General features: G+C 68.5%; 16 protein-coding genes. 3 read left to right on the forward strand and 13 right to left on the reverse strand.

The genetic code is table 11. The annotated features are described in order from the left end of the window. Nucleotides 1–9 precede the first annotated feature (9 nt). A complete protein-coding gene (locus IEX33_RS01070; protein ID WP_104184564.1) occupies nucleotides 10–375 on the forward strand; it encodes a cupin domain-containing protein in 366 nt (121 codons plus the stop codon). 63 nt (nucleotides 376–438) lie between these two features. Beyond that, nucleotides 439–1,416 carry an alpha/beta fold hydrolase gene (locus tag IEX33_RS01075; RefSeq protein WP_229675169.1) on the forward strand — a complete coding sequence of 326 codons (978 nt, stop codon included), beginning with the start codon at nucleotides 439–441 and terminating at the stop codon, nucleotides 1,414–1,416. A gap of 56 nt (nucleotides 1,417–1,472) precedes the next feature. Here the strand turns inward: IEX33_RS01075 and IEX33_RS01080 are convergent, their stop codons facing one another. The 10 genes from IEX33_RS01080 to IEX33_RS01125 all read right to left on the reverse strand — a co-directional run bounded on the left by IEX33_RS01080 (nucleotide 1,473) and on the right by IEX33_RS01125 (nucleotide 6,445). Continuing rightward, the gene (locus tag IEX33_RS01080; RefSeq protein ID WP_174178043.1) at nucleotides 1,473–2,081 is read right to left on the reverse strand and encodes a flavodoxin family protein; all 609 of its coding nucleotides are present in this window, start codon (nucleotides 2,079–2,081) and stop codon (nucleotides 1,473–1,475) included. 78 nt (nucleotides 2,082–2,159) lie between these two features. Beyond that, nucleotides 2,160–2,501 carry a hypothetical protein gene (locus tag IEX33_RS01085; RefSeq protein WP_188727032.1) on the reverse strand — a complete coding sequence of 114 codons (342 nt, stop codon included), beginning with the start codon at nucleotides 2,499–2,501 and terminating at the stop codon, nucleotides 2,160–2,162. Beyond that, nucleotides 2,498–3,127 (reverse strand): anti-sigma factor family protein, encoded by a 630-nt coding sequence (locus IEX33_RS01090; RefSeq protein ID WP_229675170.1) that lies wholly within the window; start codon nucleotides 3,125–3,127, stop codon nucleotides 2,498–2,500. Before IEX33_RS01090 ends, IEX33_RS01085 begins: the two co-directional genes overlap by 4 nt. Continuing rightward, a complete protein-coding gene (locus tag IEX33_RS01095) occupies nucleotides 3,124–3,717 on the reverse strand; it encodes an RNA polymerase sigma factor (protein WP_229675171.1) in 594 nt (197 codons plus the stop codon). The genes IEX33_RS01090 and IEX33_RS01095 overlap by 4 nt, the downstream gene beginning before the upstream one ends. Nucleotides 3,718–3,842: 125 nt before the next feature. Further along, entirely contained in the window at nucleotides 3,843–4,040 is a 198-nt protein-coding gene (locus IEX33_RS01100) for a CsbD family protein (RefSeq protein ID WP_188727036.1), read from the reverse strand. Between the two features lie 120 nt (nucleotides 4,041–4,160). After that, on the reverse strand, nucleotides 4,161–4,766 hold the full coding sequence (locus IEX33_RS01105) for a hypothetical protein (RefSeq protein ID WP_188727038.1): 606 nt from the start codon (nucleotides 4,764–4,766) through the stop codon (nucleotides 4,161–4,163). Next, nucleotides 4,763–5,344 (reverse strand): hypothetical protein, encoded by a 582-nt coding sequence (locus tag IEX33_RS01110; protein ID WP_188727040.1) that lies wholly within the window; start codon nucleotides 5,342–5,344, stop codon nucleotides 4,763–4,765. The genes IEX33_RS01105 and IEX33_RS01110 overlap by 4 nt, the downstream gene beginning before the upstream one ends. Next, nucleotides 5,341–5,787, reverse strand: coding sequence for a hypothetical protein (locus tag IEX33_RS01115; protein WP_188727042.1), 447 nt, complete (start codon nucleotides 5,785–5,787; stop codon nucleotides 5,341–5,343). Before IEX33_RS01115 ends, IEX33_RS01110 begins: the two co-directional genes overlap by 4 nt. Next, a complete protein-coding gene (locus IEX33_RS01120; RefSeq protein ID WP_188727044.1) occupies nucleotides 5,784–5,975 on the reverse strand; it encodes a DUF2273 domain-containing protein in 192 nt (63 codons plus the stop codon). Before IEX33_RS01120 ends, IEX33_RS01115 begins: the two co-directional genes overlap by 4 nt. Then, nucleotides 5,972–6,445 carry an Asp23/Gls24 family envelope stress response protein gene (locus tag IEX33_RS01125; protein WP_188727046.1) on the reverse strand — a complete coding sequence of 158 codons (474 nt, stop codon included), beginning with the start codon at nucleotides 6,443–6,445 and terminating at the stop codon, nucleotides 5,972–5,974. Before IEX33_RS01125 ends, IEX33_RS01120 begins: the two co-directional genes overlap by 4 nt. A gap of 800 nt (nucleotides 6,446–7,245) precedes the next feature. On the opposite strand from IEX33_RS01125, the gene IEX33_RS01130 reads away from it, so the two are divergent. Next, nucleotides 7,246–7,392: a hypothetical protein gene (locus IEX33_RS01130; protein ID WP_188727048.1), complete on the forward strand. Its 147-nt coding sequence runs from the start codon at nucleotides 7,246–7,248 to the stop codon at nucleotides 7,390–7,392. Nucleotides 7,393–7,632: 240 nt separating this feature from the next. On the opposite strand, the gene IEX33_RS01135 is transcribed toward IEX33_RS01130, so the two are convergent. The 3 genes from IEX33_RS01135 to IEX33_RS01145 are packed head-to-tail and all read right to left on the reverse strand — an operon-like array spanning nucleotide 7,633 to nucleotide 13,741. Further along, nucleotides 7,633–8,370, reverse strand: coding sequence for a 4'-phosphopantetheinyl transferase family protein (locus IEX33_RS01135; RefSeq protein WP_188727050.1), 738 nt, complete (start codon nucleotides 8,368–8,370; stop codon nucleotides 7,633–7,635). Beyond that, nucleotides 8,367–9,791: a M1 family metallopeptidase gene (locus tag IEX33_RS01140; protein ID WP_229675172.1), complete on the reverse strand. Its 1,425-nt coding sequence runs from the start codon at nucleotides 9,789–9,791 to the stop codon at nucleotides 8,367–8,369. The genes IEX33_RS01135 and IEX33_RS01140 overlap by 4 nt, the downstream gene beginning before the upstream one ends. Next, the gene (locus IEX33_RS01145; protein WP_377089669.1) at nucleotides 9,788–13,741 is read right to left on the reverse strand and encodes a Pls/PosA family non-ribosomal peptide synthetase; all 3,954 of its coding nucleotides are present in this window, start codon (nucleotides 13,739–13,741) and stop codon (nucleotides 9,788–9,790) included. Before IEX33_RS01145 ends, IEX33_RS01140 begins: the two co-directional genes overlap by 4 nt. Between the last annotated feature and the right edge of the window lie 35 nt (nucleotides 13,742–13,776).

Below are 13,776 nucleotides of genomic sequence, written 5' to 3' on the forward strand. Positions count from 1 at the left end.
GAGAAGGAAATGACCGTCAACGCCCTGGAAGCCAAGTCATTCGACCAGCCCGATGAAAAGCGCCGTCCGCCCAAGACCCAGGTGGATGTGGTGACCCTCGGTGACACAACGCTCGGCAGGTTCACCTTTGAGCCGGGCTGGCGGTGGTCCGAGACCGTCAAGACCGTGGTCCACACGGACACGTGCCAGGTGAACCATGTGGGAATCTGCGCCGCCGGAACACTGACCGTGGAAATGGAGGACGGATCGCGGGCCACGGTCAGCCCCGGCCACGCGTACACCATTCCGGCCGGCCATGACGCGTGGGTTGAGGGCGATGAGGCGTTCGTTGGCTACGAGGTCATGAGCGCAGCTACCTTCGCCAAGCCTGCCTGATGCCGGGCGGCTGTGCGCGTCCTTGGTAGAAGGGCTTCCGGGGCACGGGACATCGCCGTTTCCGTGCCCCGGAAGAAGCCGCGGCGCTGGTTGCGCAGGCTCGGCATCGCCGCGCTTGTGGCGCTTGGGCTGCTTCTAATGTCGACGGCGATCAACGCGGCAATGGAGGGGGCGGAGAAGTCGAGCATTCCTGCCTACGGCGAACGCGTCCCGGTGGACGGCGGCGTCCTCAACGTGTACCGGAACGGGGGAGAGGGTCAGCCGATTGTCTTTCTCAGCGGCCTGGGCACCCCGGCTCCGGGCCTTGACTTTGCCCCGCTGATACGTGAGCTGGGCGGCTTTGACGTCCTGGTGGTCGAGGGCCTGGGATACGGCTACAGCGACATGGACGGGCCTCCGCGGAGCAACGAAATCATCAGTTCCGAACTGCACGAAGTCCTGGCCAGTCTCCAGGTCAGGCAGCCGTACGTCCTGGCGGGGCACTCGATTGCCGGCTTCTACATGCTTGACTACGCCAACCGGTACCGGGCGGAAGTGTCCGCAGTGGTCGGCATCGATGCGACCATCCCAAAACCCGGGGATGGGCAGGTTCCGGAACCGGAGCCGGGCTTCAGCGTGGAACGGGCCCTGGCCGTCACAGGGATGGTGCGCGCGGTGACCTTTGTGGCCCCCGGCTTGCTCGATCCGGACAGTGACGCCTACACCGGCGATGAACTGCACCGCATGCGCCTGATGATGAGCTGGAACTTTGGCAACCCGGCCGTAGCTGACGAAACGGCCCGGATAGCCAACAACGCGGCGGCCTTGAGGGGCGTGACCTTCCCGAGTGACCTGCCGGTCCTTTCCTTCATAGCTGATGAAAGCGACGATTCCACTGCTACCAAGCTGTCATCCGCGGAGAACCTGCTGGCGAACGTGGACCGCCACGAGATTGTGCCACTGCAGGGCCATCACTACCTGCACTGGACCCAGTCCCGGCGGATGGCTGAGGAGATCCGGGCGTTCCTGGGGAGCGGCGGCGGGCAGCCGCCTGCCAGCTAGGCCGGCGTAGCGAACCCAGGCGGGCACCCACCCCCGGCGGCCCGCCGTCGTTCCCCTTACCCCGCGGGATACTGCGACGTGCGGAGGAACCGGGCCAGGTGCGCGGCGTTCCGGGCAGCGCCGGCGGTAGCGGAGGCGACCTTCTCGGGCACGGCCTTCAGGTCCTTGTAGTCCACGGTCTGCATGGCTTCGCCCACCCAGTACGTGGCGCCCTGCGCCGGGAGGGTGAAGCCGACGTCGTTCAGGCCCTGCTGCGTGTCCGCCACGGTCTTGTGGGCGCCGTCCTCGTTGCCCACCACGGCCACCACCGCAACCTTCCCGTACATGATGGGCCGGCCTTCGTTGTCCGTCTCCGCAAGGTCCGCATCGAGCCGTTCCATGACCCGCTGCGTGATGCTGCTGGGGTGCCCCATCCAGATGGGCGTGGCGATCACCAGGATGTCCGCCGCCAGGATCTTGTCCCGGATGCCCGGCCACGCGTCGCCGTCGCCCATGTCCACCTGGACGCCCGGCATCACGTTGTGGTCCACCACCCGCAGCGACGTCCCGCTCACGCCGTGGGTAGCCAGCTCGTCCAGCACGTGGCGGGCCATGAGCTCGCTGCTGGACGGCGCCGGGGAGGGGGTGAGGGAGCAAATCAGGGCAAGTGCGGTGAGGTCAGCCATTGTTCGTCCTTTGCTGTGTCTGCGGAGGGTGCTACCGGTTGTTCGGGGCCGGCAGCCGGCTGGACTGCCCGGTGCCGGCTATCCGTTTCCTGACGGGGCCATCGTCACGATCACCACGTGTACCTGCACCGGCTGGGGAGCGAGGTGGCTGCGGATGGCGCCGGCGACGGACCGGGCGACGTCCGGCCCGTTGTCCGCTGCCACGCCAATGCGCGCCGTGACGCGCAGCCCGTCGTCGGAAGGCACGACGTCGATGTGCGGCACAGGCTCCTTCGCCACCGCGGCCATCACCTGGCGGAGCGGACGCGCCGGGTAGGTGGCGCTGACGCCGTCGACGGCGAGGACTGCTTCCTGCAGCTGTGCCGCAAGTCCGGCGGGCACCTGCGTGCGTCCCGGCTGGGGGACCAGGGCTTCAGTCATGGCTTCTCCTGGGGAGGGGTCTGTCCCATCAGTCCGGCGGCTGTTCCCGGGCCCGCGGGCTGGGGCTCCAGGACATCGGTGATGGTGATGTCGATCGAGGTGATGTTGAGTTCGGTCTGCACCGCCAGTTCCCGGGCGAGCTGCCGGCGCAGGCTGCTGGCGCGTTCCTCCAGCGGATGGCCGAAGACGATGGCCAGGTGGACCTCCACGGTGACCTCGTCTCCCGGCGTGGTGACGTCCCCGTGGAGGCGGCACCGCCCTGCCGTGGTGCCGGGGAGGGTGTCCGCGATGGAGCGGATGAGGGCCGAGACGGCCCCCTCGGTCTGCGAGAGGGTGTCGTCGGGGTGGTCGCCGCGCAGGGGGATGCTCCGGCCCGGCCGGAGCTCCAGGGCCAGGTTGCCCAGGATCTTCTGCATCCAGCCGTCGGTGCCTTTGCCGGAGTCGGCAACATCGGCGTCGAGCAGTTCCTGGCCCAGGCTGGACAGCCGCCGCAGCGAGGCCAGGCCGGCCTGGCACTCGGGGCAGCTGTCCAGGTGGGCCGGGTCCTGCAGTTCCCCTGTGTCCAGGTAGTTGCTGAGTTCCGCGAGATCGTGCCCGCAGTCGAACGTGCCGTTCGGGGTGCTCATCGCCATTCCTCCATTGTGCTCGCCAGGGCAATCCGTGCGCGTGCCAGCCTGCCGCGGACACTGTCGGTGCTGATGTTCAGCGTCCGGGCAATGTCCTCATAGCTCTGGCCGTTGAACTCCTTGAGCACCCAACATCGGCGCTGCTCCTCCGGGAGCCGGGACAGGGCCGCTTTCAGCGCCTCAACCCGGGACCCGTCCAGCGCCGCCGCCTCGGGATCCGGCCACGAGCCCGCGCCGTCCGGCCCGCGGCTGTCCCTGGTGGTTTCGACGGCGTCAAGCCCGGCGTCGTAGCGGCGCCTGCGCAGGTGGTCGATGCTGCGGCTGCCGGTGATCCGCATCAGCCAGCCCTTGACGGCCGCCGGCTCCCGGAGCGAGTCCAGCTGGTTCCAGGCCTGGATCAGCGCGTCCTGGACAATGTCGTCCGCATCCGCGGTGGAGCCCGTCAGCCGCCGGGCACTGGCCCGCATGAGCGGACCGTAGCGCCGGGCGAGGGCCTCGAAAGCCGCTGTATCGCCGTCGGCTGCCCGGCCGGCCAGAAGGGCGTCCGGCACAAGGTCGAGTTGGTGCGGAGCCGCGGGTGATCCACTCACTTCTTCTGCTTTCATCGGGCGTCGTGAGACGGGGTGTTGGGGTGGGTGCTGCCGGGGGACTGGCCTTGTGCAACCGGCTGGGGGAGGGCCGGCGGATGCGGGCCGGCCTCCCCGGCGCAGGAGCATCAGTCCTTGCTGAAGCCGTCCTTCAGCTTCCGGGCGGCGTCCTTGACCTTCTCCCCGGCATCCCTGAGCTTGGCTTCGGCCTGGTCCTGCTGGCCCTCCCGCTCCAGGCGTTCGTTGCCGGTGAGCTTGCCCGTGGCCTCCTTGGCGGCGCCCACGTGGTTGGTCACTGCGTTGTTTGCCTTGTCGTCGATTCCCATGGTCATTTCCTTTCGTCCATCACCGCGGCTGCGGCGAATTTTCGGTTAGAGCGGGGTGGAGCGAACGTCGTGGAGCACAGCTGGTGGTGCAGAAGACGTGTCCGGCACGGCCGGGAAGGGCTACCGCACCCTGCCCCGCCGTGCCGTGGCGGTCCGGGCGCCGCTGGTGATTCGGACCAGGACCGGGATCTGATCGCCCAACCAGGCATCAATTCCTGTCACCAGTTCCTCCGCCGTCCCGGCAAGATCGCCGGGGGAGGCGCCCTGGCGAGCCTGGAGCCGCAGCTGGAGCCCCGTTGCGCGGGGAAGTTCCCATGCGGAGACTGCCGTGCCAACCACCAGACGATTGTCCGCCGTGGCGTTCTTTACCGCCGCGGAGACCAGCCCGACGTCCACCACCGTGGTGCCGCGGCCGCCGTCGTCCTCCTGTGCAAGCCTCCTGGTCCGGCCGCCGCCCTGCGACGCGATCCATGCGACGCACAGCGCCGCGGCCAGCAGGAGGCCGCCCACCCAGGCAACAGCCCACCAGCTGCGGACGGGTCCCGGCAGCGGGGCGCTACTGAGCAAGGCGGATGCCTGGCCCAGGAGCGTGGACGCGGTGGCAGCCCAGGCGTCCGCCACTACGGGCAGGAACCCGGCCGCCGCCACCAGCGCACCCACGGCCACCAAGAGCAGTCCAAGCACGATCAGCAGGGTCCGGTTCAGGGCGCGGTTGGTTCTCCTCATTGCCCCACCGCCCCGCTGCTGGCCACGCGCACCGCTGGGGTGATGCGCGTGGCCAGTCCGTACCGCGCCAGTTCGCTGCTGGCAGCGGCGGTGAGGGCGCCGGCATCCAGCGCAAGGCCCGACGTCGGCCGCACCTGGACGCGGGCGGAACGTCCGGCCACGGTGGTGGTCACCTGGCCCGGCGCGACTCCGGAGCTGAGCTGCACGGTGCGTGAGACGGCTGAGGCGATCACGTCGTCGTCCACCACCACGGCGCAGCGGTCACTGGCCAGGGCCCGTCGCGGCCGGCGCCCGGCTGCCACCCCGGCAACAACCAGGACCACTCCAAGCAGCGCGATCCCTGTGCCGGCGGCAGCCAGCCAGCCCGGAATGGTGGCGGCAGGCAGCCCGGCCAGCCACCGTCCTGTGTCCCCGGGGGAAGCCAGCAGCGCCGGAACCCCGGCCATCATCAGGACTGCTTCCAGGGCCAGCCAGAGGCATAACGCCAGGAGGACCGTTGCGGCCAGGACCGATACTGCTGCCCGGGACGAGTGGGTCTCCCGCCGCACCAGGCGGCGAATGAGCCGTGGGTTGTTCATGCCGGCCTCCTTTCCTGGTGGTGTTCATGGTGGGGACCTGTCTGGTGCGGTTCCGTTTGGGGACCGCCGGAGCGCGCACCCGTCTGGGGACCGCCGTCGACCCTGCTGGGACGGTGCGGCTGCCGGGCGCCGGTGAGCGTGATGTCCACCGTTCCCATCAGCAGCCCGCTGAGGTCGGCGCCCCGGCGCAGGATGGTGTCCCGCGCCGCCCGCGTCTGCTCGAACAGCGTGCCCCCTGCGGGTGGTGTGCCTGTGCCGGAGCTCGGTGGCAGCAGCGGCGGAAGGGGAAGCATCACCGAGATGGCGGCCCCCAATGTGCCACCGTCATCCCGGAGATCTGCCTCAACGTTTTTCCCGGGGACGCCGAAAGCATCAGCCGCAACTGTCTCCAGGGTGTGCCGGAGCGCCGCGGGCGAGATCCGGTTGTAGCCCCGGCGTGTCATGGGGAGGAGCGCTTGCCACGGAGGGCGTCCATGACCGCGCCGACGTCCAGCGTGCCCTGTGCGGCCCGGCCCAGCACCGCGCCGGTCCCCATGAACAGGGCGGTGAGCAGGAATCCCCAGAAGCCGAAGGCCAGGGCCGCCAGGGCCAGCACAGCCCCGGCGGCGGCGCCCGTTACTGCCGGGCTCACGCGACCCTCGGCTCCTGGTCGGCCTCTTCTTCGGCGTCGTCGGAGGGGACGTGGATGTCGGTGATGGTGATGTTGACTTCGGTCACCTCCATGCCCACGAGGTCCTCGATGGCTGTGTACACGGCGTCCCGGGCGCGGTCCGCCACGTCCTGGAGGGGGTGCGGGTATTCGACCACCAGGGTGACGTCAACGGCCACCTGGGTCTGCCCCACCTCAACGCTGACGCCCTGGGTCAGGTCCTTCTGGCCCACTTTTTCCCGGAGCGTGCCCAGTGCACGGGCTGCTCCGCCGCCGAGGGCGTGGACGCCGTCGATCTCCTGGATGGCGATGCCGGCGATCTTTGCCACCACGGCGTCGTCAACGGTGGTGGCGCCGCGCCCGTCCTTGCCCTTGGGCTGGGCGGGGGCGGCCACACCGGCCGACGGGGTCTTGGCGGCGACAGTTGCGGGGGTCTGCGTCTGGGTAGTCAAAGCGATCACTCCTCTTTGTTGAACCTGCGCTGTTGTGCGCCTGTGCAGATAAGACGCAGCCGGGCCGCCAAACCTCACGCAGAAAGGTATGTGAGCTGCGCCACACTTCTGCGGGGTGATTCCGGCGGCGGCGGCGGGGCGTGCGGCGGAGGGGGCGCGGTGCCGCACTGGCGGACGACGGCGGTGGGCGGGTGTGGCGGCGGCGCTCGCCGTGGGTGCCGCTGGCCCAACTAGGTAGCAGCACATGTCGTTATGAGGCCCCAAAACAGCATCTGCTGCTACCTAGTTCGGAGTTCGGGGCCGGCTGAAGCCTTGCGCGATGGGCGGGCACTGTGCGTAGGATCTATTTAGTAACCATGCTTACTATCTCGACATGCCGGGATCTGACGGTGCCCCCAGGGCCTGGATGATCCCGCAGCGGGACCGTGGAACATCAACGAAAGGACCACCGTCATGAAAAGACTGTTCTTGTTCTTCCTGCCCACCATCATCAGCAAGGTGCAGAAAGCCCGTAAGGCAAAGCAGCTCCGCGCCGGCCAGCAGACGCAGCCTCCGCGCAACCGCTTCTAGCGGCATTCCTGGCGCCTTTTTTTCATCAGTGCGGCCCGCCCTCCGGCACAGGAGGGTGGGCCGCACTGCTTTTCCGGCGTCGTGGTCCGCGCATTGCTGTCCCTTTCCGCGAAAAGACCAAGCCTTAAACATCAGGGAATGATCATCCGGGGGACACCTGCAGTCCACCTTGCGGCGCCATTCTGGAGACAGGACAAGGCAAGGCAAAGTGGAAGGAACGGGCAATGGATATGCCAACCACAGAGGCCGTGATCGCGGTCCTCGTCGCAATCTTCGTCGCGGTCCCGCCGCTGGCTATCGTTGCCTTCGCGGCCGCCCGGGCCACTCCAAGCCAGCTGGCAGAAATGCTCACGGCGCGGGACAGCCACTCAGCATGACAAACGGGGATGGCATTGTTGTCGGATCATGCCACGAACTGGTTTCGGGAGATGCCGTGGAAGCGTACTCCGGCGACGGGCTGGTCCATCGCGGGCCGGTGGTGGACGCCATCCCGGATTGCGGGTTGCTGTGGATTCTGGACACATTGACTGGTTCCCGGCAGCTCATCGACATGTCAGAATTCGACGTTGTCCGTGTTCCCTCTCCCACCGTCAAAGCCGGGATTGGACGCTTCCTGCCTAAGGGCCGCCGGCAGGCAGGTGGCCGTACCCCGTCGTGGAGCTGGCGTGAGGTATCTCCGAGAAGGTAGCGATTGAGGCAGCGAAGTCTCCCGGAAGACCGGCGGGACTGACGTCCTCGAGACTCCACAGTGCCTGCCCGGGAGGTCCCGTAAGCCCGGAGGGGGTTGATCCGGACACATCAACCAGGGAGGGGGCCTTCGCCAGGCCCGTACCGAGTGCCTTAAGGACGGCCTCCTTGCGGACCCAAAGGCGGGTCTGGAACCTGGGTTTCAGCGCCGGGGGCACTTTTTCCAGCTGGCCGCGCTCGTTCGCGGTCATCGCAAGCGACGGGAATCCGTCAAAGTCTGCAGCGGACCTGTCCTCGATGTCCACCCCAATACCGGCGATCCGGTCATCCAGGGCAGCGGCAACCACGCACCAGCTCCCGGACCTGCTGAGGCTGGCGCGAAGGAGGCCGGGACGGGAGGGGAGCCGATACCGGGGGATCCCGTGTCCCTGGCCGCTGCAGGTGGGACAGAAATAGTCCGCTTCGAGCGACCCGGGGCTGTCTCCGGTCAGCGCACTAATGTGGAGGCGCAACGCTATGCGGCCGGCCAGGAAGGCCTCCCGCAGGGCGGGGGAGCGGAATGTCGAAGCCCGGGCCAGCTCCGCCTCACCCAGGACATGCGCCAGGCCCAGGTCCACGCCGGACAACCGTACGGCTGCCAGCGAGAGGCCCTGATCTGCCGGCGTCACGGGAGCGTGGGGAGTGCTGACTGGTAGAGCCAGGGGTCCAACACAGCGCGCGCGTCGAATCCGGGCAGTTCGAGGCATGCCTGGTTGGCGGTTTCCACGAAGTCAGCAGTTGTGACTCCGCCGTAGCGGTACCGGTGCGTCCAGGTTCTTAGGACCTCGAAGAACAGCACCTCGCCGGTGGCACGCCTTAGGGCATGGAGGGCAAGGGCGCCGCGTTTGTAGACCCGGTCATCGAACATCAGCTCCGGTGAGGGGTCACCCACCAGAAGATCCTCCGCCTGGGATGAAAGCAGTTGCCAGGCGCCCTGGGCCCGTTGGTGTGCCGTGGTGTTTCCGGAGGCTTCGGACCAGATCCACTCGGCGTAGCAGGCGAATCCCTCGTGCAGCCAGATGTCGGCCCAGGCCGTGGCGGTCAGGGAGTTTCCGAACCACTGATGGGCCAGTTCATGGGCAATGAGCCGCTGGGCCTCCCATTGCTGATTGAGATGGTTCGGGCCGAAAACAGACAGCGACTGCGCTTCCAGGGGGATTTCGAGTTCGTCGTCCGCCACCACCACGGTGTAACCGGGGAAGGGGTACGGGCCGAAGCACGTCTCGAACGTCTCCATCATCTGGCCTTGCCGGCCGAGGGCAGCAGTGGCGGTGGCCATGAGGGCCGGGGGTGCCGCAACGAATTGCGGGACCTGACGCTGGCCGCCGTCGTCCGCGGTGCCCGCCCGGTGGGCAGGAAGGTGGGCCGGAAGGTGGGGCTGGAAGGCCAGGGGTCGAAGGTCGTAGCGGCCGATCTGCACTGTGGCCAGGTAGGTGGCCATGGGCTCAGGCTGTTCAAAGACCCAGGTTTCGCGGCTGGCCTTGGCATGGCGCGAGACCAGCACCCCGTTGCAGACCACCCTGTAGTTGGCCTCCGTGGTGATGGTGTACCCGAAGCTGGCTTTCTGGCTGGGATGGTCATTGCAGGGAAACCAGGACGGCGCGCCGGTGGGCTGCCCGGCCACAAGCACCCCGTCGGTGAGCTCTTCCCAGCCCACTTCGCCCCAGTTGCCGCGCAGGGGACCCGGGGAGCCCTCGTACCGGATATCGAGGCTGAAGTCGCTGCCGGCGGGCACGGGGCGGCCGGGGACAATGAAGAGCTGGTGCCCCCGCTGGCTGAACCTCTGCACGCGCTGCCCGTCCAGTTGAACCTTCAGGACCCGCAGCCCGGCCAGGTTCAGCATGATGGTGGCGAGCTCAACGTGGGAGCGGGCTGTGATGGCGGCGTGGCCGGAGAGCCGGTTTGTGGACACGCGGTAGTCGAGGTACAGCTCGTAGCGGGAGACGCCGTAGTCTGCGGATCCGTGCCCTGGCGTGTAGGGATCGGGTAGCGGACGGCAGGGGACGGCTGCCCGCTGCCCGCCTGGTACGTGCTCCTGGTGTGCTGTCACTGTAGCTGGGCCTCTCGGGCGGGAACGGCTGCGGCCGGGGAAGCCCATGGGCTGACCGGATTCCCGATCCAGTAGCTGGCCGCCGGAACGGTCTCGCCACGCATCACAAGCGATGCCGGACCCACTGTACCGCCGGCACCAATCCGGGCTGCAGGCAAAATCACTCCGTGCGGGCCCATGGTTGCCCCGGCTTCAAGCGTAACGGTGTCGATGCTCATCACCCGGTCGTGGAAGAGGTGGGTCTGGATGACGCAGCCGCGGTTCACCGTGGAGTTCTCACCCAGCGTGACCAGATCCGCTTCGGGCAGCCAGTAGCTTTCGCACCAGGCGCCGGAGCCGATCTTGGCGCCGAGGCCACGCAGCCACCACACCAGGGCGGGGGTGCCCGCGGCAGCGCGCGCGAACCACGGCGCCGTGACCATCTCGATGAAGGTGTCCACCACCTCGTTGCGCCAGATGAATGAGCTCCACAGGGGGTGCTCCCGTGCATCGATCTTCCCCACGAGCAGCCACTTGGCCGCTACCGAGCTTGCCGCGGCCACAGCCCCGGCTGCCAGCAGCACGGGCGCCCCGAGCAGGGCGGCGGCGGCATATCCGGCAGCTCCGCCGATCCAGTCCAGGACGGCGAGGATGGCGACGGCGATGGCTGCGGTGAGGATGACGGGAACAGCCCGGCACAGTTCCCAGCAGGAGCGGTAGATCTTCAGCCTCAGCGGCGGGTCATAGGTCAGGCTCTGGTCAACCTCCATCCGTGCGCGGCGGAGGCGCACCGGCGGGCTGCCCAGCCAGGACGTCCCGGATTTCGCTTTCGCGGGCGTCGCGGACAGCACAGCCACCAGCGAGTTCTTGGGCACGCTGCGTCCTGCCCCGGTCATGCCCGAATTTCCCAGGAACGCCCGTTTGCCGATCTTCGCCGGAGCGATCCTCATCCACCCGCCGCCGAGCTCGTAGGAGGCAATCATGGTGTCATCGGCCAGGAACGCGCCGTCGCCCACCGTCGTCATGGAAGGCAGCAGGAGTACCGTGGACGCCTCAACGTTGCGGCCCACTTTCGCCCCCAGCAGCCGCAGCCAGACCGGCGTGAACAGGCTTGCGTAGAGGGGGAAAAGCAGGTCCCTGGCCATGTCCAGGACACGTTCGGTGGCCCACACCCGCCAGCCGGTGAAGCTGCGGACGCGGTAGTGGCCTTCGCGGAGTCCCAGGCCAAGAAGACGGACGACGGCGGCCGTCAAGGCCATGTTGGATAGGAACCAGACGACGGCGGCAGCAGGCACAGTCCACAACAGTTCCGGCCACGACGAGAACAGGGACTCCTGGCCCCGGACGGCGGCGATCACCGGAAGGGCGCCAAGGGCTGCCGAGACGAAGGGGATGAGCGCCAGCGCTGCCGCGGCGAGCGCGTAGGCGCCAAACGCGAGCACCGATTTCAGGCCCGACGGCGGCCGGGCGGGCCAGTCCTGCTGTGCCTTCCCGAGGCGCTGGGCGGGCGAGCCCGCAAAGCGCTGGTTCGCCTTGAGCTTGCCCAGGACGGCCGAGCCCGGGGCAACTTCCGCTCCGGCACCGATGCGAGCGCCCGGCATGAGGGTGCTCCGCGAGCCGACGGTGGCGCCCGGGCCCACCCGGACGTGTCCGATATGGACCAGGTCGCCGTCGATCCACCAGCCCGAAAGGTCCACCTCGGGTTCGATTGAACAGCCCGTCCCCAGGCTCAGCATGCCGGTCACGGGCGGGACGGAATGAAGGTCAACATCCTTGCCTACTTTGGCGCCCAAGGCCCGGGCGTAGTACGGAACCCAGGGGGCGCCGGCAAGGCTGACCGCCCCGGACAAGTCCGCGATCTGTTCTGCCAGCCACAGCCTCAGATGCACCTTCCCGGACCGCGGATAACTGCCGGGAACCACGCCGCGGAGCAGCAGGCGCGCCGCCGCAACGGAGATGGCCATCCGGCCCAGCGGATTCACAAACACCAGCCAGGACACCAGCACCCACCACCAGGACACTGTCGGGGCCCCGCTCAGGACACCCCACGCGACGAGGACGTTGTTGATGGCCATCAGATATGTCAGCCAGCGCATTGCCACGAGCACGTGCAGGGGCAACCCGGCCACGATCTGGAAGACCTGCGATTTACGGGCAGTAGGCCGCACTGAACGTTCCATCCGCTCGGAAGCCGCCATGCCGCCGTCGGGCGATGAAAGCCGCGCAAGTTCAATCAGTGCGCCAAGCCGCGGGCGGGCGTACACGTCGGCCACGGTGATGGTGGGGTAGCGCACCCGGAGGGCGGAGACCAGCCGGGCGGCGGCCAGGCTGCTGCCGCCGTAGGCGAAGAAATCGGCATCCAGGCTGTCCGGTGGCGTCCCCAGGACGGCCGCCCACTGATCAGCGATCCAAGCTGATGGCCCGTCCAGGTCCGGCGCCACGCCTTCACCTGCAGACGCCTGCGCCAGCGGCCATGGCAGCGCGTGGCGGTCCACCTTGCCGCTGGTCTTCACCGGGAGGCTGTCGACGACGGCGAGCAGCGGAACGAGCGCCGCGGGGAGCTGGGCGGCCAGCAGGGTTCGCAACTGGTCAAGGTCGGGGGACGTGCCCGGCGCCGGCGCCAGGTACCCCACGAGGATCTGGTTTCCCGCGGCGGTGCCCTGGACCGCGGCAGCCGCGCCCTGGATGCCGGGCAGGGACTGCAGCGCGGCGTCGATTTCGCCCAGTTCGATCCGGCGCCCGCCGAGTTTCACCTGCTCATCGGCCCGGCCCACAAAAACCAGGCCGTCAGCCTCGTACCGCACAAGGTCGCCGCTGCGGTACGCGCGGTCCCACCCGAGCGTGTCCATGGGGGCATACTTTTCGGCGTCCTTGGCCGGGTCCAGGTACCGGGCAAGGCCAACCCCGCCGATGATCAGTTCCCCGGTCTGGCCGTCGGCCACGGGAACGCCGGCGGCGTCGACGACGGCCAGGTCCCACCCGTCCAGGGGCAGGCCGATCCGCACCGGACCGGATCCGTCCATCCGTGCGGCACACGCGACGACGGTGGCCTCGGTGGGCCCGTAGGTGTTCCAGACCTCGCGTTCGTCCACGGCCAGCCGCGCCGCCAGCTCGGGCGGGCAGGCCTCGCCGCCGAAGATCAGGAGCCTGACCGCATCCAGGGCCTCGGCGGGCCACAGGCCGGCAAGGGTGGGAACGGTGGACACCACGGTGATTCCGTTGGTGATCAGCCACGGGCCCAGATCCATCCCGGTCCGCACCAGGGACCGCGGGGCGGGCACCAGGCAGGCGCCGTTCCGCCATGCCAGCCACATTTCCTCGCAGGACGCATCGAAGGCGACGGACAGTCCCGCCAGGACGCGGTCCGAGGAGTTCACCGGATTGTCCGGAAGGAACAGCCTGGCTTCGGCGTCAACGAAGGCGGCGGCTGACCGGTGCGTCACGGCCACGCCCTTCGGTTTGCCCGTGGAGCCGGAGGTGAAAATGACCCAGGCGTCATCCTCAACCCCGGGTTGCCGGGGCGCAGGGAAGGGACCCTCCCTGCCGGGAACGGTAAGGATCTCACCGGCGCGGAGGATCGCCGCCACGCCGGCTTCTTCGAAGACCAGGGCCGCCCGCTCTTCGGGGTCATCCGCGTCAACCGGAACGTAGGCTGCGCCCACCAGCAGTGTGGCGAGGATGGCTACGTACAATTCGTTGGTGCCGGACGGGATGCGGATCCCCACTTTGTCGCCGGCCCCGATCCCGTTCCGGTGCAGGCGCCTGGCGTACTCCTTGGCCGCGGCGTGGAGGTCCGCGTAGCTGAGGGAGGCCCTGCCGTCGTCGAGGGCGGAAGCGTCAGGGAACTGCCGGGCCGTTTCCTCAAAAACCTGGGCCAGGGTGCGCGGCGGTGCAGCCTTCCCGGCGCTGGCCAACTGCGGCAGGTATGTTGCCTGCGTCCCGGCCGGTTCAGTCAGATCAGAAACATTCACCGGCCGAAGCTACTCTGCCGGTGTGAACGGATGGT

The organism is Pseudarthrobacter scleromae, from assembly GCF_014644515.1.
GTDB classification, from domain to species: Bacteria; Actinomycetota; Actinomycetes; order Actinomycetales; family Micrococcaceae; genus Arthrobacter; species Arthrobacter scleromae.